This is a genomic window from Pseudomonas sp. B15(2017) (assembly GCF_002113215.1).
In the GTDB taxonomy this organism is placed as follows: Bacteria; Pseudomonadota; Gammaproteobacteria; order Pseudomonadales; family Pseudomonadaceae; genus Aquipseudomonas.
In genome coordinates this window covers 37,685-56,006 of record NZ_NEJZ01000016.1, presented here as the reverse complement: position 1 = coordinate 56,006, position 18,322 = coordinate 37,685, and the positions used below count along the sequence as shown (strand labels likewise).

Annotated in this window: 17 protein-coding genes; 10 read left to right on the top strand and 7 right to left on the bottom strand. The window is 60.0% G+C overall.

Going from position 1 to position 18,322, the window contains the following annotated elements; all coding sequences use genetic code 11:
* Positions 1 to 297 precede the first annotated feature (297 nt).
* From CAF73_RS21730 to CAF73_RS21720, 3 genes are all read left to right on the top strand, one after another.
* Positions 298 to 1,419 carry a beta-ketoacyl-ACP synthase III gene (locus CAF73_RS21730; RefSeq protein WP_085700640.1) on the top strand — a complete coding sequence of 374 codons (1,122 nt, stop codon included), beginning with the start codon at positions 298 to 300 and terminating at the stop codon, positions 1,417 to 1,419.
* A gap of 149 nt (positions 1,420 to 1,568) precedes the next feature.
* The gene (locus CAF73_RS21725) at positions 1,569 to 2,180 is read left to right on the top strand and encodes an RNA polymerase sigma factor (protein WP_085700641.1); all 612 of its coding nucleotides are present in this window, start codon (positions 1,569 to 1,571) and stop codon (positions 2,178 to 2,180) included.
* Entirely contained in the window at positions 2,174 to 2,410 is a 237-nt protein-coding gene (locus CAF73_RS21720) for an anti-sigma factor (RefSeq protein WP_085700642.1), read from the top strand. Before CAF73_RS21725 ends, CAF73_RS21720 begins: the two co-directional genes overlap by 7 nt.
* 129 nt (positions 2,411 to 2,539) lie before the next feature.
* On the opposite strand, the gene CAF73_RS21715 is transcribed toward CAF73_RS21720, so the two are convergent.
* Entirely contained in the window at positions 2,540 to 3,862 is a 1,323-nt protein-coding gene (locus tag CAF73_RS21715; protein WP_011332954.1) for a putative porin, read from the bottom strand.
* Between the two features lie 281 nt (positions 3,863 to 4,143).
* Between CAF73_RS21715 and CAF73_RS21710 the strand changes: the two genes are divergently transcribed.
* Positions 4,144 to 5,268 (top strand): GNAT family N-acetyltransferase, encoded by a 1,125-nt coding sequence (locus CAF73_RS21710; protein ID WP_085700644.1) that lies wholly within the window; start codon positions 4,144 to 4,146, stop codon positions 5,266 to 5,268.
* Positions 5,269 to 5,283: 15 nt separating this feature from the next.
* Here CAF73_RS21710 and aqpZ read toward each other — a convergent pair whose 3' ends face one another.
* From aqpZ to CAF73_RS21685, 5 genes are all read right to left on the bottom strand, one after another.
* Positions 5,284 to 5,979 (bottom strand): aquaporin Z, encoded by a 696-nt coding sequence (gene aqpZ / locus CAF73_RS21705; RefSeq protein WP_085700645.1) that lies wholly within the window; start codon positions 5,977 to 5,979, stop codon positions 5,284 to 5,286.
* Positions 5,980 to 6,217: 238 nt separating this feature from the next.
* Positions 6,218 to 8,050 (bottom strand): ABC transporter ATP-binding protein, encoded by a 1,833-nt coding sequence (locus tag CAF73_RS21700; protein WP_085703797.1) that lies wholly within the window; start codon positions 8,048 to 8,050, stop codon positions 6,218 to 6,220.
* A gap of 88 nt (positions 8,051 to 8,138) precedes the next feature.
* Complete coding sequence (locus tag CAF73_RS21695; protein ID WP_085700647.1) at positions 8,139 to 8,702, bottom strand: peptidylprolyl isomerase; 564 nt, start codon at positions 8,700 to 8,702, stop codon at positions 8,139 to 8,141.
* Positions 8,703 to 8,705: 3 nt separating this feature from the next.
* A complete protein-coding gene (locus CAF73_RS21690) occupies positions 8,706 to 9,509 on the bottom strand; it encodes an alpha/beta fold hydrolase (protein WP_085700648.1) in 804 nt (267 codons plus the stop codon).
* Positions 9,510 to 9,523: 14 nt separating this feature from the next.
* A complete protein-coding gene (locus tag CAF73_RS21685; protein ID WP_085700649.1) occupies positions 9,524 to 10,447 on the bottom strand; it encodes a LysR family transcriptional regulator in 924 nt (307 codons plus the stop codon).
* Positions 10,448 to 10,496: 49 nt separating this feature from the next.
* Between CAF73_RS21685 and CAF73_RS21680 the strand changes: the two genes are divergently transcribed.
* From CAF73_RS21680 to CAF73_RS21655, 6 genes are all read left to right on the top strand, one after another.
* Complete coding sequence (locus CAF73_RS21680; RefSeq protein ID WP_085700650.1) at positions 10,497 to 10,811, top strand: 3-phosphoglycerate kinase; 315 nt, start codon at positions 10,497 to 10,499, stop codon at positions 10,809 to 10,811.
* A 160-nt stretch (positions 10,812 to 10,971) separates the two neighbouring features.
* Positions 10,972 to 11,571, top strand: a complete 600-nt coding sequence (locus CAF73_RS21675; RefSeq protein WP_007956545.1) for an FMN-dependent NADH-azoreductase — start codon at positions 10,972 to 10,974, stop codon at positions 11,569 to 11,571.
* A gap of 280 nt (positions 11,572 to 11,851) precedes the next feature.
* Positions 11,852 to 12,718 (top strand): carboxylate/amino acid/amine transporter, encoded by an 867-nt coding sequence (locus CAF73_RS21670; RefSeq protein ID WP_085703796.1) that lies wholly within the window; start codon positions 11,852 to 11,854, stop codon positions 12,716 to 12,718.
* Positions 12,719 to 12,816: 98 nt separating this feature from the next.
* Positions 12,817 to 15,483 carry an S-type pyocin domain-containing protein gene (locus CAF73_RS21665; RefSeq protein ID WP_085703795.1) on the top strand — a complete coding sequence of 889 codons (2,667 nt, stop codon included), beginning with the start codon at positions 12,817 to 12,819 and terminating at the stop codon, positions 15,481 to 15,483.
* The gene (locus tag CAF73_RS21660) at positions 15,473 to 15,748 is read left to right on the top strand and encodes a bacteriocin immunity protein (RefSeq protein ID WP_085703794.1); all 276 of its coding nucleotides are present in this window, start codon (positions 15,473 to 15,475) and stop codon (positions 15,746 to 15,748) included. Before CAF73_RS21665 ends, CAF73_RS21660 begins: the two co-directional genes overlap by 11 nt.
* Before the next feature lie 21 nt (positions 15,749 to 15,769).
* Positions 15,770 to 17,368: a bacteriocin immunity protein gene (locus CAF73_RS21655; RefSeq protein ID WP_227234766.1), complete on the top strand. Its 1,599-nt coding sequence runs from the start codon at positions 15,770 to 15,772 to the stop codon at positions 17,366 to 17,368.
* Here CAF73_RS21655 and CAF73_RS21650 read toward each other — a convergent pair.
* Entirely contained in the window at positions 17,331 to 18,218 is an 888-nt protein-coding gene (locus CAF73_RS21650; protein WP_085703793.1) for a LysR family transcriptional regulator, read from the bottom strand. The two genes, CAF73_RS21655 and CAF73_RS21650, sit on opposite strands and share 38 nt — an antisense overlap.
* Between the last annotated feature and the right edge of the window lie 104 nt (positions 18,219 to 18,322).

Here is an 18,322-nt window from a genome sequence, read left to right as displayed (position 1 = left end):
CTCTGCTTGGTAGCGCTTCCACGGACGCTCTGCGTCCGCTTTTGGGACGCGGAGCGTCCCTGGCTGCATTCCCACGCAGAGCGTGGGAACGATCAGCAAAAGGCGCCAAAAGCCAAGGTTTATGGCAAACTTCGCGCCTATAAACGCCGGCCCCGCGGTTTTGAGCCTTCTCAACCGCGGGCGAGGTCGGAATAAAGCGATGCCAGGTTTTTGTGTCCCTTGATACGGGAATGGACCCTTTGCGTGTTGGCACGTCGGTGCCAGCATTTTCTGACTGAACAGATTAGAGAAACGACCATGCATAACGTCGTCATCAGCGGCACCGGCCTGTATACCCCGGCCAACAGCATCTCCAACGAAGAGCTGGTGCAGTCTTTCAATACCTATGTCGCCCAGTTCAACGCGGACAACGCCGAGGCCATCGCCAGCGGTGAAGTCCAGGCCCTGACCGAGTCCAGCGCCGCGTTCATCGAAAAAGCTTCCGGCATCAAGAGCCGCTTTGTCATGGACAAGGACGGCATCCTCGACCCTGCGCGCATGACGCCACGCCTGCCGGAGCGTTCCAACGACGAATGGTCGGTGCTCTGCCAGATGGCCATCGGCGCTGCCGAACAAGCCCTGCAACGTGCCGGAAAGACCGCCGCCGACATCGACGGCGTGATCGTCGCCTGCTCCAACCTGCAGCGCGCCTACCCGGCGATCGCCATCGAAGTCCAGGAAGCGCTGGGCATCCAGGGTTTCGGTTTCGACATGAACGTTGCCTGCTCCTCGGCGACCTTCGGCATCCAGCAAGCGGCCAACACCGTGCAACTGGGCCAGGCCCGGGCGATCCTGATGGTCAACCCGGAAGTCTGCACCGGTCACCTGAATTTCCGTGACCGCGACAGCCACTTCATCTTCGGTGATGCCGCCACTGCCGTGATCATCGAGCGTGCCGATCTGGCAACGTCGAAACATCAGTTCGACGTGGTCAGCACCAAACTGCTGACCAAGTTCTCCAACAACATCCGCAACAACTTCGGCTTCCTCAACCGCGCAGCTGAAGAGGGCATTGGCGCCCGCGACAAACTGTTCGTGCAGGAAGGCCGCAAGGTGTTCAAGGACGTCTGCCCGATGGTGGCCGAGCTGATCGGCGAGCATCTGGAAGAGAACAAGCTCAACGTCGGTGACGTGAAGCGCTTCTGGCTGCACCAGGCCAACCTGAGCATGAACCACTTGATCGTGCGCAAGCTGCTGGGCCGCGAAGCCACCGAAGAAGAAGCCCCGGTGATTCTCGACACCTACGCCAACACCAGCTCCGCCGGTTCGGTGATCGCGTTCCACAAATATCAGGACGATCTGGCGGCCGGTTCGCTGGCGGTACTGAGCTCGTTCGGTGCCGGTTACTCGATCGGCAGCGTGATTCTGCGCAAACGTTGAGTGGACTCGTTCATGTCCTCTTAATCGCGCTAATCTTTCCTGCATCCGAATCAGCGAGAACGCTGTAACTTTCGGAGACTGCGGCAGGACGTCGCTTCAAGCGACCTCCTGCCGCAATCATTTTCGGGCGGGGAAAAGGGGATTGATGGATGGCGGTTGACGACACACAACTGCTCGAACGGTTGTTGGCAGGCGAACAGAAAGCCTTCAAGGAACTGGTCAGTACCTATCAAAGCCCCATGCGCGCGGTGGCCTACGCGATTGTCGGCCAGCGCCATGTCGAAGAGGTGGTACAGGACGCGTGGCTGTCGGTGGTGCGCAATATCGGCCGTTTCGAGGGGCGCTCCAGCCTCAAGACCTGGTTGCTGACCATCACTGCCAACTCGGCCAAGAGCCGCTACAAACTCAATCGTCGCGAAGTGTTGCTGGATGATCTGCCGTCACCCCACGGCACCATCGACGACGATCGTTTTTCTCCCGGCGACGGCCACTGGCTGGTCGCACCATTCGCCTGGCACCAGGACACACCCGAAGCGCTGCTGACCGAAGGCGAGCTGCGTGAGTGCCTTGAGCACACGCTGTCGAGCCTGTCGCAATTGCAAAGCAGCGTGCTGTCGCTTCGTGAGCGGCAGGGCCTGGAGCTGGAGGAAATCTGTAATCTTCTGGAGATCTCGCTCTCCAATGTCCGCGTGCTGCTGCATCGGGCACGCTTGAAGGTCTTCGCGACCGTGGAGCATTTTGAGGAGACCGGCGAATGTTGACGTGCAAGGAGCAAGTAGCGCGGTCCAGCGATTATCTCGATGGCCAATTGAGCTTTCGCGAAAAACTGATGGTGCGTCATCACCTGATGTTCTGCCGCAATTGCCGGCGTTTCATTCGCCAAATGCGTTTGATGCAGGCGACGTTACGGGCGATGCCGCAGAAGCCGGAAGAGGGCGTGGACGCGCTGGCCGAGCAGTTGGCTGAGCTGCGGCGCAAGCATCGATCCTGAAAACACAGGCTGGCGCGGCCGCAGCGAACGGATGATGGGGATCGCTGCGGCCGCGCCAGTCTGTTGAAGCCTCTTCAAACGATGGAACCTAAGGCACAGCCCATCGTTTGAAGTCTGTTGCCGGGTTGCTTAGAACTTCGCTTCCGCGTCCAGCTGCAGGGTGTTGGTGTCTGCATCACGCTGGGTACGGCTGGAGAAGTCGGCCTTGGTCAGGAAGTAAGTCGCACCGATGGCGAAGTTCTTGTCGATGTCGTAACCGACCTTGAACTTGTGGCCACGGGAGCCGGTGGTGCCGTTGGCGAAGTCCGAATCGGTGAAGGCACCGACCACAGCGTTGCGCTGCACGTCACGATAGTTGTAGTCGAGGTTCAGGCCGAAGACTTTCGACTTGGCACCCACCAGCCATGCGGTGTCCTGATCGGTCACTGCATCGTTGTTTTTCACGTACTGACCGTAGAACGACAGCGGCATTGGCAGGCCACCGATGTCGACCTGGCTGAAGCCTTCGTACAGCCGGAATTCGTTGTTCGCCGAGTTGCCGTTGACGGCCAGGGCGCATGGCGTGGAGGTACCGGTGCAACGGCTGTCTTCGTCGTTCTGGTAGGCGTAGACGCTGCCGCCCAGGGTCAGTTTCAGGTTGTCGGTGATGGCGAAGCGGCTACCCAGCTGGCCGGCGGTCAGGCGCAGGTCGTGACGGAATTGCACGCCGTCGCCGTCGACGTTGTCCTTGAGGTTGTAGTTACCCAGGCTGCCGAACAGCTCGACGCTGCTGCCCAATGGATACTTGTAGGTAACGGCCAGACCTTCCGGGTTGATGTCGCTGTCCCAGATCACGTCGCCCATGCTCACCCACGGTTGCAGCATCTTGCCGCCGATGATGTGCAGGTTCTTGATCTGGTCCGGGTGGTAGTCGATGTAGCCGAGGTCGAGCCAGATCTGCTTCTTGTCGAAGTAGTTGTCCTGGTCCTGGTTGGTCGAACGGGCGTCGTCGCCGCCGCCGGTGGCGATACGGATGCCGGTGTCGACTTGCGGGTTGATCTCGGTGTAGGCGCCCAGACGGGCACGAATGCGCTGGCGATCCTTGTCGCGGCCACCGTTGTTCGGTTCGCCGTCGATCTTGATGGTCTCCTGACGAATACGCACGTCGCCCTTGAACTGGGTCTTGGCGGCCCAGGCCAGTTTCTGGTCGAAACTGCTGAGCTCGTTGGTTTTCTTCGCGGTCGCCGCGATTTGCTCGTTGGTCTCTTGCTGCGCCTGCTGCGCGATTTGCTGGGCCTTCTGATCCTTGGCCAGTTCTGTTTGCAGTTCAACGTACTGCGCCTGGGAAATAGAACCGTTAGCCTTGAGCATGTCGAGCAGTTTGGCGTCGACTGCGGCACTGGCCGGTACACTCATGGCCAGCAACAGGCCACCGCACAGGGCCGCCGCAGTTTTCGTGGAAGCAAGACGCATAGCAATCTCCGAAGATGAGAGGGGATGGCTGAACCATCCTGGGCACAACCGACGGTTTGACGGTCGGAAAACAGTGTCCGGGTAGAACCCGGCGCTCTAAAAACAGGCGCCAGTATCGCGATGGTTTATGACAGAGCAGTGGCGCGATGATGGCAGGTTGATGACGATGCAAAACTGCCGTGAACTATTGAGCTAGAGCGCTGTCGCGCATTTGGTCGTGTGCAAGGCCAGGCCGATCAGCGATACTCGCCGGGCGTTCACGTCCGAAAGTGGAGAGGAAAATGCCGCTGCAACGTCTGCACAAACTGTCGGAAATTCCTGCGTCCGACTGGGATGTTCTGGTACCGCAAAACCAGCCGTTTCTGCGCCATGCCTTTCTGGCTTCGCTGGAGGACAGCGGCAGCGTCGGCCCGCACACGGGCTGGCAGGCGGAGCATCTGCTGCACGTTGAAGCGGGGCGCGTGATCGCGGCGCTGCCCGGTTATCGCAAGTGGCACTCCTATGGCGAATACGTGTTCGATCACGGCTGGGCCGATGCCTGCGCCCGGGCCGGCATCGATTACTACCCCAAGTTCTTGAGCGCCGTGCCGTTCAGCCCGGTCAGCGGTCCACGGTTGTTGGCGGCAAATGTCGAGGACGGATTCGAACTGCTCAAGAGCCTGCCGGGCTATCTGGAAATCGAAGAGCTCTCCAGCGCCCACATCAATTTCACCGACGCGTTCACCGATGCCGCCATGGCCGGGCAGCCGGGCTGGCTGCAACGCATCGGCTGTCAATATCACTGGCAGAATCGCGGCTACCGCGACTTTCAGGACTTCCTCGACGTACTCGCCTCGCGCAAGCGCAAACAGATGCGCAAGGAGCGCGAGCAAGTGGCGGGGCAGGGCTTCGAGTTCGAATGGCTGGAGGGGCGCGAGCTGGACGAGGCGCAGTGGGATTTTGTCTACGCCTGCTATGCCAACACCTACGCAGTGCGCCGGCAGGCGCCGTACCTGACCCGGGAATTCTTCAGTCTGCTGGCCGAGCGCATGCCGGAATCGATTCGCGTGGTGCTGGCCCGGCAAGGCTCACGGCCGGTGGCGATGGCGTTCAGTCTGGTGGGCGGCGACAGTTTTTACGGACGCTATTGGGGATGCCTCGCCGAGTTCGACCGGCTGCATTTCGAGACCTGTTTCTACCAGGGCATGGACTATGCGATTGCCCAGGGTTTTCAGCGTTTCGATGCCGGTGCCCAGGGCGAGCACAAACTGATTCGAGGCTTTGAACCAGTGATCACCCATTCCTGGCATTACCTGCGCCATCCCGGTCTGAAAGCTGCGGTCAAAGACTTCCTGCACCAGGAGCGCGCCGGTGTTCTGGCCTATGCCGAAGAGGCGAGGAACGCCTTGCCGTATCGGCAAGCCTGATCCTCGCCGGCACCCTCAGCTGTCTTCCTTGCCGAGCCAGCGATAGAGCACGCCGCCGACCACCGCACCGAGCAGCGGCGCGACCCAGAACATCCACAGCTGCGCGATAGCCCAGCCGCCAACCATCAGCGCCGGTCCCGTGCTGCGGGCCGGGTTGACCGACGTGTTGGTGACCGGAATCGAGATCAGGTGGATCAGCGTCAGGGCCAGGCCGATGGCGATCGGTGCCAGTCCTGCCGGGGCGCGCTTGTCGGTGGCGCCGAGGATGATCACCACGAACATGGCGGTCATTACCAGTTCGGTGACGAAGCCTGCGGCCATCGAATACTTGCCCGGCGAGTGCTCGCCATAACCGTTGGAGGCCAGGCCGTTGGCGACTTCGAAGCCTTCCTTGCCACTGCCGATGTAGACAATCAGCGCCGCCGCGAGAGTCGCCCCGATCACCTGGGCGATGATGTAGGCGGGCAACTCCTTGGGCGGGAATCGACCGCCAACGGACAGTCCGACCGACACCGCCGGGTTGAGGTGGCAGCCGCTGATGTGGCCGATGGCAAATGCCATGGTCAAGACCGTCAGCCCAAACGCCAGGGCGACCCCCAGCACGCCGATTCCCAATGGTGAAGACGCGGCGATTACCGCACTGCCGCAACCGCCCAAAACCAACCAGAACGTACCCAACAACTCAGTAACTGAACGTTTGAACAGAGACATGAGAGAGTCCTTGATAGACGTGCTATCGAGACTGGATCGAGTGGTGCTTCCCTGCAGATTTACGACAGGTTCCGTTCCGGAGCCTTGGCTCAGTACAGCAGGGTTTGGGCGGATTTCCAGCAGGCGATAAAAAACCGCCAGGGCCCGTGGTTAAAGGGCTCTGGCGGTTTTATCTCACGTTGATCGTTCCCACGTCGAGGCGTCGAACCGTCCGCGTGGGAACGATCAGAAGCGCGGTTCAGTCGATGCCGACAAACCCTCCCGTCTGGTGCGCCCACAACCGCGCATACAGGCCGCGATGGGCCAGCAGTTCGGCGTGGGTGCCGCTTTCGGCGATCTTGCCGTTTTCCAGCACCACCAGTCGGTCCATGCGGGCAATGGTCGAGAGGCGGTGGGCGATGGCGATCACGGTCTTGCCCTGCATCAGGGTTTCCAGGCTCTCCTGGATCGCGGCTTCGACTTCCGAGTCCAGCGCCGAGGTCGCTTCGTCCATGATCAGGATCGGCGCGTCCTTGAGCAGCACCCGCGCAATCGCGATCCGCTGACGCTGACCACCGGACAGTTTCACCCCGCGTTCGCCTACATGCGCGTCGAATCCGGTGCGTCCTTCGGCGTCCGTCAGCAGCGGGATGAACTCATCGGCGCGGGCCTTGCGCACTGCTTCCCAGAGCTCGGCGTCGGTGGCGTCGGGCTTGCCGTACAGCAAGTTGTCGCGGATCGAGCGGTGCAGCAGCGAGGTGTCCTGAGTGATCATGCCGATCCGTGCGCGCAGGCTTTCCTGGCCAACTTCGGCGATGTTCTGGCCGTCGATCAGGATCCGCCCGCCTTCGACGTCATAGAGGCGCAGCAGCAGGTTGACCAAAGTCGATTTGCCGGCGCCGGACGGGCCGATCAAACCGATTTTCTCGCCCGGTTTGATGGTCAGGTTAAGGTCGCCGATGATGCCTTTCTTCTTGCCGTAGTGAAAATCCACGTGCTCGAAACGCACTTCGCCACGGGCCACGGCCAGCGGTTTGGCCTGCTCCCGGTCGGTGACGCTGACCGGTTGCGAGATGGTCTGCAGACCATCCTGAACCATGCCGATGTTTTCGAAGATCCCGGTGACCACCCACATGATCCAGCCGGACATGTTGACGATGCGGATCACCAGGCCAGTGGCCAGGGCGATCGCGCCGACGCTGATCAGCGATTGCGTCCACAGCCACAGGGCCAGCGCCGTGGTGCCGACGATCAGCAGGCCGTTCATGGTGGTGATCGCCACGTCCATGCTGGTGACCACGCGGCCGGCCATTTGGGCTTTTTCAGTCTGTTCCTGGATCGCCTCGCGGGCGTAATGCTGTTCGAAATTGGTGTGGGCGAACAGCTTCAAGGTGGCGATATTGGTGTAGCCGTCGACGATCCGGCCCATCAGTTTCGAGCGCGCATCGGAGGCTTCCACCGAGCGGTCCTTGACCCGTGGCACGAAGTAATAGAGCGCGCCGATGTAGGCGGCGATCCACGTCAGCAGCGGAATCATCAGGCGCCAGTCCGCCTCGGCGAACAGCACCAGCGAACTGATCGCGTAGATCAGCACATGCCATAACGCATCCACCGCCTGCACGGCTGAATCGCGCAGCGAGTTGCCGGTCTGCATGATGCGCTGGGCAATGCGTCCGGCGAAGTCGTTCTGGAAGAAATTCAGGCTCTGCTTGAGCACGTAGCTGTGGTTCTGCCAGCGAATCATGCTGGTCATGCTCGGGCTCAGGGTCTGGTGCACCAGCATGTCGTGCAGGGCCAGGAACAAAGGGCGAAGGAGCAATGCCACCACCGCCATCCACGCCAGTTCGGCGCCATGCACTTTGAAGAAATCGACGTTGGGCGTGCCCTGGGCGAGGTCGATGATGCGGCTCAGGTAACTGAACAGCGCCACTTCGATCAATGCACCGAACAGGCCGACGATCAGCAGGGCGGCGAAACTCGGCCAGACCTGCTTCAGGTAATAGGTATAGAAGGGCAGAACGCGGTCCGGCGGGGATGCAGTCGGGGCATCGCGGAATATGTCGATCAGTTGTTCGAAACGGCGATAGAGCATCAGATAACCGCCCGGAGCACGGGCTCTCCTTTTATCAGTGTGAGCGGCGTGACATCAGGTCAGCGCCGCTCGATATGCCCTGTAAAGCTTAGTCGATGCGCTTGGCCGACTTGATGATCACAGGGTCGACCGGCACGTTTTGCATGCCCTGTTTGGTGGTGGTCTGGGAGTTGACGATGATGTCGACCACGTCCATGCCCTTGACCACTTTGGCGAACACCGCGTAACCGGCGTCACGGCCCGGATCGAGGAAGGCGTTGTCGGCGACGTTGATGAAGAACTGGCTGGTGGCCGAATTCGGATCGGAAGTACGGGCCATCGACAGGGTGCCGCGAACGTTGTGCAGGCCGTTGCTGGCCTCGTTCTTGATCGGGGCTTTGGTTTCTTTCTGCTGCATCTGCTGGGTGAAGCCGCCGCCCTGGGCCATGAAGCCCGGGATCACGCGATGGAAAATGGTGTTGGTGTAGAAACCGCTGTCGACGTAATCGAGAAAGTTCTTGGTGCTGATCGGCGCCTTGACCGGGTCCAGCTCGATTTCGATGGTGCCGTTGGTGGTCACCAGTTCGACGTGTGGCGCCTTGGCCGGCGTGGCAGCCATCAGGTTGGCAGCAAACAGCACGGTGCCGGCGGCGAGGGCGAGTTTTTTCAGCATGGGTCAGTGATCCTGAGGGTGGTTATCGGCTGTGGCGAGGAACTCCAGCAGCGTTTGATTGAAGCGTTCGGGCTGATCGAGCGGAGTGGCGTGGCGCGAATCGGCGATCACCACCAGCCGCGCATCGGGCAGCAGTCTGACATAGGTTTCTTTCAGCGAAACGGGGGTGTAGTCCCGGTCGGCGCTGACGACGAGGGTTGGACAGGTGACCCGGGAAAGTCGTTCCTGGACCCCCCAGCCAACAATCGCATCGAAGCTGGCGAGATAAGCACGTTTGTCGTTTTTTGCCCAGCGTTCTGCCATCTTCTGGCGCAAATCGGCCTGCTCCGGTTTGGGGAACAGCTTGGCGCCAAGAGCCTTGCCGATGGTGGCGAGGCTGAGCACACGCATCAGGCTCCAGCGTTTGAACCATTGCCAGTAATCGTCGCGGCTGCGCACTTTGACCTCAGGCGCACTGTTGACGATGGTCAGGCTCTTGAGCATCTGCGGCTGATCGACAGCGAACTGGAAGCCGATCATGCCGCCCATGGACAGCCCGGCGTAATGCACCGGGCCGAGCTTCAAATGCTCGATCAGGGCGACGATGTCGGCGCTGAAACCGGCGATGCTGTAGCGCTCGCGGGGTTTGTCGGAACGACCGTGACCGCGCACGTCCGGGACGATCACCCGGTAGTGCGCGGCCAGCGCGGGAATCTGCATTTCCCAGTCCAGGGTGCTGGAGCCCAGACCGTGAACCAGCAGCAACGGATCGCCGTGGCCATATTCCTCGTAGTGCAGGTTGCAACCTTCATGCTCGAAATACGCCATCGGTGAACTCCATGTCAGGCTTGTTCGGGAGCGGCGAACGGTGCGTCCAGCGGCATGGTGTCGAAGGTACGCAGCAGTTCGATAAGGATTTGCGTCGCCGGACCCAAGGGTTTGTCCTTGTTCGAATACAGATAGAAACTGGAGTTGCGATTGCCGCCTCTGTCCAACGGTAGCAGCTTGAGTGAGCCGTCTTTCAGTTCCCGCTCGATCATGTGTCGTGGCAGCCAGGCGAAACCCAGGCCACTGCTGACGAATGTCGCTGCGGTGGCGAGGCTGCCGACGGTCCAGCGTTGCTCGGCGCCCAGCCAGCCGACGTCCCGGGGTTGCTGGCGGCCGGAGTCGCGAATGACCACTTGCATCTGGGTTTCCAGGTCCTGGAAATTCAGCTCGCGGTTGAGCCGATGCAGCGCATGATCAGGATGGGCGACGGCGACAAACTCGACATCGCTCAACTCTGCGCCGAGGTAACCGGGAATGCTCAGTCCGGTGATGGCCAGATCGGCGACACCTTCGAGCAGCACTTCCTCGACACCCGACAACACTTCTTCACGCAGACGCACGCGACAGCCGCGACTCTGCGGCATGAAAGCGGTCAACGCGCGCACGATGCGGGCGCTCGGGTAGGCGGCATCGACCACCAGCCGCACTTCGGCCTCCCAACCCTGTTCCATGTGGTGGGCGAGGTCTTCCAGCTGGCTGGCCTGTTTCACCAGTTGTCGCGAGCGGCGCAGCAACACGCCGCCGGCTTCGGTCAGCACAGCCTTGCGGCCATCAATGCGCAACAGCGGCACGCCGAGCTGATCCTGCATGCGGGCGACGGTGTAACTGACCGACGATTGCGAGCGGTGCAGAGCCTCGGCGGCCTGGGCGAATCCGCCGTGGTCGACCACGGCCTGCAACGTTCGCCATTGATCAAGGGTCACGCGGGGCGCTTTCATCAATAGCTCCTCTTGTCCTAAGCTGGCGGTCCCTCATGGAGACTGCCGAATGAAAAAATTCTGTTGTGTGTTGCTGGCGCTGCTTCCGCTGACTGCATTCGCGTACCCGATCGATGTGGAAAAGGATCTCAACGGCCTGAAGATCGACTACAACGCGTTCGACACCGATAGCGACATCGGCTCCATCCAGGTCAACAACTACGGCGACGTCGACGCGACCTGCAAGGTGGTGTTCACCAACGGCCCGGAAGCGCCGCGCACCCGCAACATCGACGTGGCTGCGGGCAAGCACAAGAACGCCACGGCCAAGTTCACCCGGACCATCATCAAGCTGCGCATCAAGTTGAGCTGCACCCCGAAATAGCGTCACGGTCCCTGTGGGGGCGAGCTCCCACAGGGTATGGCTCGCATCTAAACGAATTTTTCGATGCTTTGCAGCAATTATTTGCGCTTTTTCATCGATATGACTCTGTTTAACCTTCACTCCATCGACTTACAACATTCTCGGATGGAGGCTACACAACATGTCCCGCGTTCTGATCATCGAAAGCAGTGCCCGCCAGCAAGACTCGGTTTCCCGTCAACTGACCCAGACCTTCATCAGTCAGTGGAAAGCGGCGCATCCGGCCGATCAGATCACCGTTCGTGACCTCGCCGTGAACCCGGTGCCGCACCTGGACATCAACCTGCTGGGCGGCTGGATGAAATCCGCCGAGCAGCGCAACGACAGCGAGCAATCTTCGCTGGACCGTTCCAACGAATTGACCGATGAATTGCTCGCCGCCGACGTGCTGGTGATGGCCGCGCCGATGTACAACTTCGCGATTCCAAGCACCCTGAAAGCCTGGCTCGACCACGTGCTGCGTGCCGGTGTGACCTTCAAGTACACCGAAACCGGCCCGCAAGGCCTGCTCAGCGGCAAGCGTGCCTACGTGCTGACCGCTCGCGGCGGGATCTACGCCGGCGGCCCGGCGGATCATCAGGAACCGTACCTGCGTCAGGTGATGGGTTTCATCGGCATCCACGACGTGACCTTCATCCACGCCGAAGGCATGAACCTGGGCGGCGACTTCCAGGAGAAAGGCCTCAACCAGGCCAATGCCAAACTGTCTCAGGTCGCTTGATAAGTTAATCGCCAGATAATCGCCGATTGTTTTAGTGACCTGGCGCAACCCCTTCAAGGCTCTACGCGCATCGAACCTCCCTTTGCACTTGTTGCTCCTGAGTGCTCTAGCCCGATTGAACGCTTTAGCGAGATCGGGCTTTTTTTTGCCCGGGATTTTTTGCAACGCAGCACATCCCCTGTGGGAGCAAGCCCGCGCCCACAGGGGCCACCGTTGTCTGAGGGTTCGCGATCAGAAGCAAAAACCGCTATCGTCGCCGCCATTCGAAATCGAGGCGAGCATGGGCTATCTACTTTTTGTCACGCTGATCCAGGCGTTTTCCTTCAGTCTGATCGGCGAATACCTGGCCGGTCATGTCGACAGTTACTTCGCGGTACTGGTGCGGGTGGTGCTGGCCGGGCTGGTGTTCATCCCGCTGACGCGCTGGCGCTCGGTGGAGCCGGCGTTCATGCGCGGCATGCTGCTGATCGGCGCGTTGCAGTTCGGCGTGACCTACGTCTGCCTGTATTTGAGCTTCCGCGTACTGACGGTGCCGGAAGTGTTGCTGTTCACCATCCTCACGCCATTGCATGTGACGCTGATCGAAGATGCGCTCAACCGACGCTTCAACCCGTGGGCGCTGATCGCCGCACTGGTGGCGGTGGCGGGCGCGGCGGTGATTCGCTACGACCGGATCAACCCGGACTTCTTCATGGGCTTTCTGCTGCTGCAACTGGCCAACTTCACCTACGCCGCCGGGCAGGTGCTGTACAAGCATCTGGTGGCGAAACACCCGAGCGATCTGCCGCATTACCGACGCTTCGGCTTCTTCTACCTCGGCGCATTGGCGGTGGCATTGCCGGCGTTCCTGCTGTTCGGCAAATCCAACTTCCTGCCGGAAGCACCGCTTCAATGGGGCGTGTTGTTGTTCCTTGGCCTGGTCTCGACCGCACTCGGTTTGTACTGGTGGAACAAGGGCGCATGCCTGGTCAACGGCGGCACCCTGGCGGTGATGAACAACTTGCACGTGCCGGTGGGCTTGCTGCTGAACCTGTTGATCTGGAATCAGCATGAGGAGCTGGGTCGGTTGTTCCTCGGTGGCAGCGTGATTCTGGCGGCGGTGTGGATCAGCCGGTTGGGGATTCGCAAGCCGCAGGCCATTGGCTGAATCGCCTATCAACCCCATTTTTCCACCGCGATAAGTATGTACCGCACCTGACTACTGCTTGATCGACACGCTGTGCCCTACAGACAAGGAGTGACTGTATGGCACAGAACAATTTCAACGATGGAACGTCGGGAAGCGTCGTCATCCGAACCGGGCCGCCCGCTTCGAGTGGCGGATCGGGCGGTGGTTTTGGCGGCGGTGGCGGGGTATCGGGCGGCTTCGGCAAGGTCAGCAAGAGCAAACAAAAGGCTCGGGCCAAGGCCAAAGCCGAGGCAGCTCAAAAAAAGCAGGAAGAGCAGGCTGAGGCAACAGCCAAGGCACAAGCCGAAGCGGCACAGGCACAGGCAGCCGCCGCACAGGTTCAGGAACAGGCGCGTCAACAAGCGCTGATGCAGTTCCTGGCGGGATTGGCGCAGCGACATGACGCCATCAGGGCCGAGGTCGATCGTCGATTTGCCGAAAGGGCCAGTCAACTCTCGACATCACTGGAGCAAGAAGTCCTCGCTTCGCGCAAGCCACCGAACAGCGATGACAGTGAGCGTTGGCAGCTTTACCTGATCACAAAGGAAAAAGGCGAAATCGACGGGCTGCTCGCCCGCAAATCCGCGGAACTCAATGCAAAGAACGCGGCAGCCCTTTCCTTTGATGGTCATGACCCGCTGACGCGCTCGTCCCACGACTATCTGACACGACTCGGCCAGTTCGGCCAGGCGCTCGACGACGGCCACCGGATCTGGGAAAGCGCTTACACCGCCGCCCATGAGGCGCGATTACTCACCTCGCAGATCCATGCCCTGCGGGAAAAGTCCGCAGCTCTGGGCAGGCATCACGCCGAGCAGACCGTGGTCTGGCGTGCAAGGGAAGCGGTTTGGGAGGCTCAGCGCCAATACGCTGCGCAACGCGAGGCACGGGTTCGATTCAAGCAACAGGCTGATGAAGATGCGCGGGTAAGTCGAACCCGGCAGGCCAATACGCTGACCGTTCCGATGTCGTCGATGACGCACGGCGCGATGGTGTTGACGAACGCCGGGGCGCAGGCGGCCCAACAAGCGGGCAAGATCATTGAGGGCGCTGCCCAACAAGCGGGCAAGATCATTGAGGGCGCTGCACAGCAAACGGGCAAAATCATCGAGGCTGCTGTACAGCAAGCGGTCAGACATCTTTCCCTTTCTTCCCTTGCGACTCTGGCTCCCAAGCCGCTCACGGTGTTCGTCGCCGGGATGGTGTACTCGCCAACGCTGGGCGATGGAGAACTGACACCGGAGCAGCGACGACGATTGTTTCAGTCTGTCGCCGTACCTGCCCAGGCGCTGGGGCTTTCTGATGAGCAAGCGCTGCGCTCGATTGCTGACACCGGCGGATCAGTGGAGATGCCTTATCGGCTCAAACCCGAGGCCGTACCACAAGGTACCGCCGTCATCGCCGTCACCACTGGTAAAGAGATCAGCGCCAGTGTGCCGGTCATCAACGCGGTGCTTGATCCGCTGACGGGCAACTACACCGCAGAAGTCCCAGGCTCACCGGCCCGACACCTGCAGTTCACGCCGGATGCCAGCATCACCAAAGAGGTTCCGAGCCAGGGCCGGATAGCGCTGCTGCCACCGGTTGTTCAGGACTTGCCGAAGGGCGTCGACCTGCGCATTCAGGACTGCATCATCTGCGTGCCGGGTTCGGCGCCGATGTACCTGTCCTTCAACCTGCCACCGTTGGGCGCGGGCGTCGTCACCGGCAAGGGGCAACCCGCCAAGGCTGACTGGTGGAACACGGCCAGCCGCAGCACGGGTGCAGCCATTCCCAGTCAGATCGGCGACCAGTTGCGCGGGCGGGAGATTCAGTCGTTCGGCGCATTTGGCGACGCGCTGTGGCGGACATTGGGTGAGCAATCGGCACTCACCAGCCAGTTCGATGAGGTCAACAAAAAACGCGTCGAGCAAGGCTTCGCCCCTTATGCGCCGAAAAGTACCTGGGTGGGTGAACGCCGGGAGTTCGAACTGCGCTTTCAGAACGATGCGTCAGTCGGCGAGAACCCGTTCAATCTCGACCGGGTCAGCATCGTCACGCCGCAAAGTGCCCACGGACGACGTGGCGTTCTACCTGCGGTCCAGCCATGGCCGATTCCCCCGGTGGGCATTGGAACCTGGACCCCTCTGGTGCCACCGGGCAGCGAACACCTCGGGCCGACCACCACACCGATTTCCCCCTCGACCCCCACGGCTTATCCCGGCAACCCGCTCATCCCGATCCTACCGGCAAACGAGACGTTTCCGGCTGTTGATGAAGGGCAGGCGGGTGCGAGTATTCCGGGGTTCCCGGGGGATATGGAGCTGCCTTCGCCGGATGTGCTGTTTCTGGATCGAAGGGATGATCCGGGGGTTGCGACGGGAATCGGAAAAACGGTTACCGGAGTTTGGTTGGGGGAGGCGGCGAGAACTGTGGGGGCGTCAATTCCTGTGCAGATTGCCGATCAGTTGAGAGGGAAGGAGTTTGCCAATTTTCATCGGTTCAGAGAGGCGTTTTGGAGGGCTGTGGCTGCTGATTCAGATCTCAGCTTTCAGTTTTCTGATCACAATTTGAGGCGAATGCAGGCCGGCATTGCTCCTTTCCCACCGGTTGCAGATCAGAGAGGAGGAAGAAAGACGTTTGAACTTCATCATGATGTGGAAGTTATAAGCGGAGGTGAGGTTTATGGGATCGACAATATTTTGGTGATGACGCCACGGCGACACATACAACTGCACCAGGAGAAAAAAGGAAATGAAATTTAAAGATAAATTTGAGTACTACACCGAAGCCGAGTTTTTATCTTTTCTACAAGGATTCGTGCACTTTCCCAGCGGGTTAGAGGGGGTAGCGTTAGAGGCCCATCTGGACAAACTTGTCGCTCATTTCGAGCTAGTCACCGAACACCCCGACCGCTCGGACGTCATCTTCTATCCCAAGGAGGGACGTGAAGACAGCCCCGAAGGCATCCTGAAAGAAGTGAAGGAGTGGCGCGCACTCAATAACAAGCCTGGATTCAAACCAGAGTAATTTCATATCAAATGAGCCTTCATGGGTGACACCTTTCTGGATGTCATCCATGGCGACGTGCAAAAAACAAGGAAGTTTAAATGTATGAAGCTGAAACCCGCTCTCAATGAATATACAGAAACCGAGTTCAAGGCATTGGTTGACCGGATCTGGGCAGTTGATCTGGCAAAAGTCGACCACGACCGGTTGATCAATCATTTCGATCAGATTTCAGGTCACGCCAAAGGGGCCGATCTGCTGTTCTATCCGGAGGATACTTCGAATCCCAACTCATCCGAGTCCGTTGTCGAATACCTTAAGGCGTGGCATCACCAACAGGGGCGAGCCATATTCAAAGGGCAGGCTCTGGCCAACGTTGCAAGTCCTCCAGTGACAACGAACTGGGCGCAGCAGCGTCTTGCCCAGAGTCTGGTGGATGTTCAAAAAATGAACGCGGAACTGGCTGCAGCAGAACAGACTGCAGAGGCCTCTCTTGTTTTACTGCAACAACGAATCCGGCAGATGCGCGAGAGGCAAAGTGCCCAGTTGGATCTCCTTGAAAGAGAGGCGGATATTCGTGCTCTGGAAGTTGCGGAAGCCGACTCGCGTGCCGCCGTGGCTCGATATGGCTCGTGGAAAATGCGTATTCAGTTCCGAAGAGAGAGTGCCCAGCGTGACGTGACGTTCGCTCGTTCAGAGCAGGGGCAATGGCAAAATATTGCCCTGCAAGTCAGTACCACGGGCGACCGCTTTTCGGCTAGGTCAAATGATCTCTATCAGCGTTTGTCAGTGGCTCAAATTGAAGCAGAGTCATTGTTGACGACTGCGCAGGCATGTCTGATCGAGCAGCGTAATCAGGGAGTCGGGTCGCTGCGGTTGCCAGTAAACCTGTTTGCACCACTCGCGCACGCTAACGCACGCCCGGCGATCATGCTCGACGGTGCTTTGTCAGGATCACTGGAAGAGCATCGAATCGAACTGCAAAAGTCCATTCGTTCAGTCGTGGCAGACTTGACCTGGCAAGTCAGTTCGGGCGCAGAGGCCACTCGGCGTCAACATGCAGCGGTGCTGCAGTTCGACTTTTCCAGCAGAGCCGAGGTGGGCTGGTATGGCGTATGCGTTCCTTTGGCCGAATTCCTTCCGCTTGAGGGGCTGGATTGGCAGCAACTGGCGGTGACGGCAGGAACCGTTGCGATGCCCTTCAGAATGAGCAGCGGAAGTTACACCGTTCCCGCGAAAACCATGCACCGAGGTATTAGGGAGATCAAGACGCTGCATCAGGTGACACTGGCATCAAACCAATCGTTATCTCATGTGCGAGTGCGCGGTGCGTTATGGAATGAACATGTGCGAGCCTACTCTTTCACCACTGATGAAGCCGGGCTGCTGACCGTAAACTGGTGCCCTCTCGAAACACTCGAAACGTCCCCGGCACCTTACGATGCAAGGGAGCCGCGGCTGGGATTTCTGCGCTCGAGTCCAGTGCCTGTGCTGGAGACAATCAGCGATTCGGTAACTGCTCGATTTGATGACTATGTGGTGGTTTTCCCTCAGGGCTCGGGCTTCGAGCCCCTGTATGTGATGTTCAGAAACCCTGCCGGTATTATTTCGGCGCCAGTTGCCCCACCAGAAACTCGATAAACGCGCGCGTCTTCTGCGGCACCCGCCGCGCAGACGAATACACCGCGTTGATGGTGATCGCCGGAGCTTGCCATTCGCACAGCACCGGCACCAGTCGCCCGGCCGCCAGCGCTTCTTCGACGATGAAGTCCGGCAGCAGCGCAATGCCCATGCCGGCCTCGGCCGCTTGCGCCAGCAAGTCGCCGTTGTTGGCGTGCAGCGGCCCGGTGACGTTGACGCGCTGGGTCTCCTTGCCGTTGCACAGTTGCAGGCTGACGCCGCTTTGCAGATAACCGTAGTTCAAGCATTGATGTGAGCGCAGATCCTGCGGTGTCTGCGGTGTGCCCGCACGTTCGAGATAAGCGGGGGAGGCGACCATGATGCGTGGGGCCGGCGCCAGTTGCCGGGCGATCATGGTCGAGTCGGGCATGCTCGCAATGCGGATCGTCACATCGAACCCGCCGCGCACCGGATCGACCTGCTGGTCGCTGAGCACCAGTTGCAGCTCGATGTTCGGGTGCTGTTCGTGGAACAGCGGAATCAGCTTGCCCAGTCGCCGCAGGCCGAACGACATCGGTGCGTTTACGCGCAGTACGCCGCGCAACTCACCCACCCCGTCCCGCGCCCGCTGCTCGGCCTCGTCCAGTGCCGCAATCACTTCCCGCGCTGCTTCGAAATACTCGGCACCAGCCTCGGTCAAGTGCAGGCTGCGGGTGGTGCGTTGCAGCAGCTGCACGCCGATGGCTTCTTCCAGCGCCTGAATCTGTTTGCTGACTTTCGAGCGGGGCACGTCCATGGCCCGGGCGGCGGCCGCGAAGCCGTTCTCGCCGACCGTCACTACGAAGGCGCGCATGCATTCGATGCGATCCATGATTGTCCCTTTTTTAGAATCAATGATTCTCGATTTTAGGTAATTGTCCCTTTATCGGCTAGCCCCTAAAGTGACATCCAAGCCGAGACAACAACGCCGAAGAC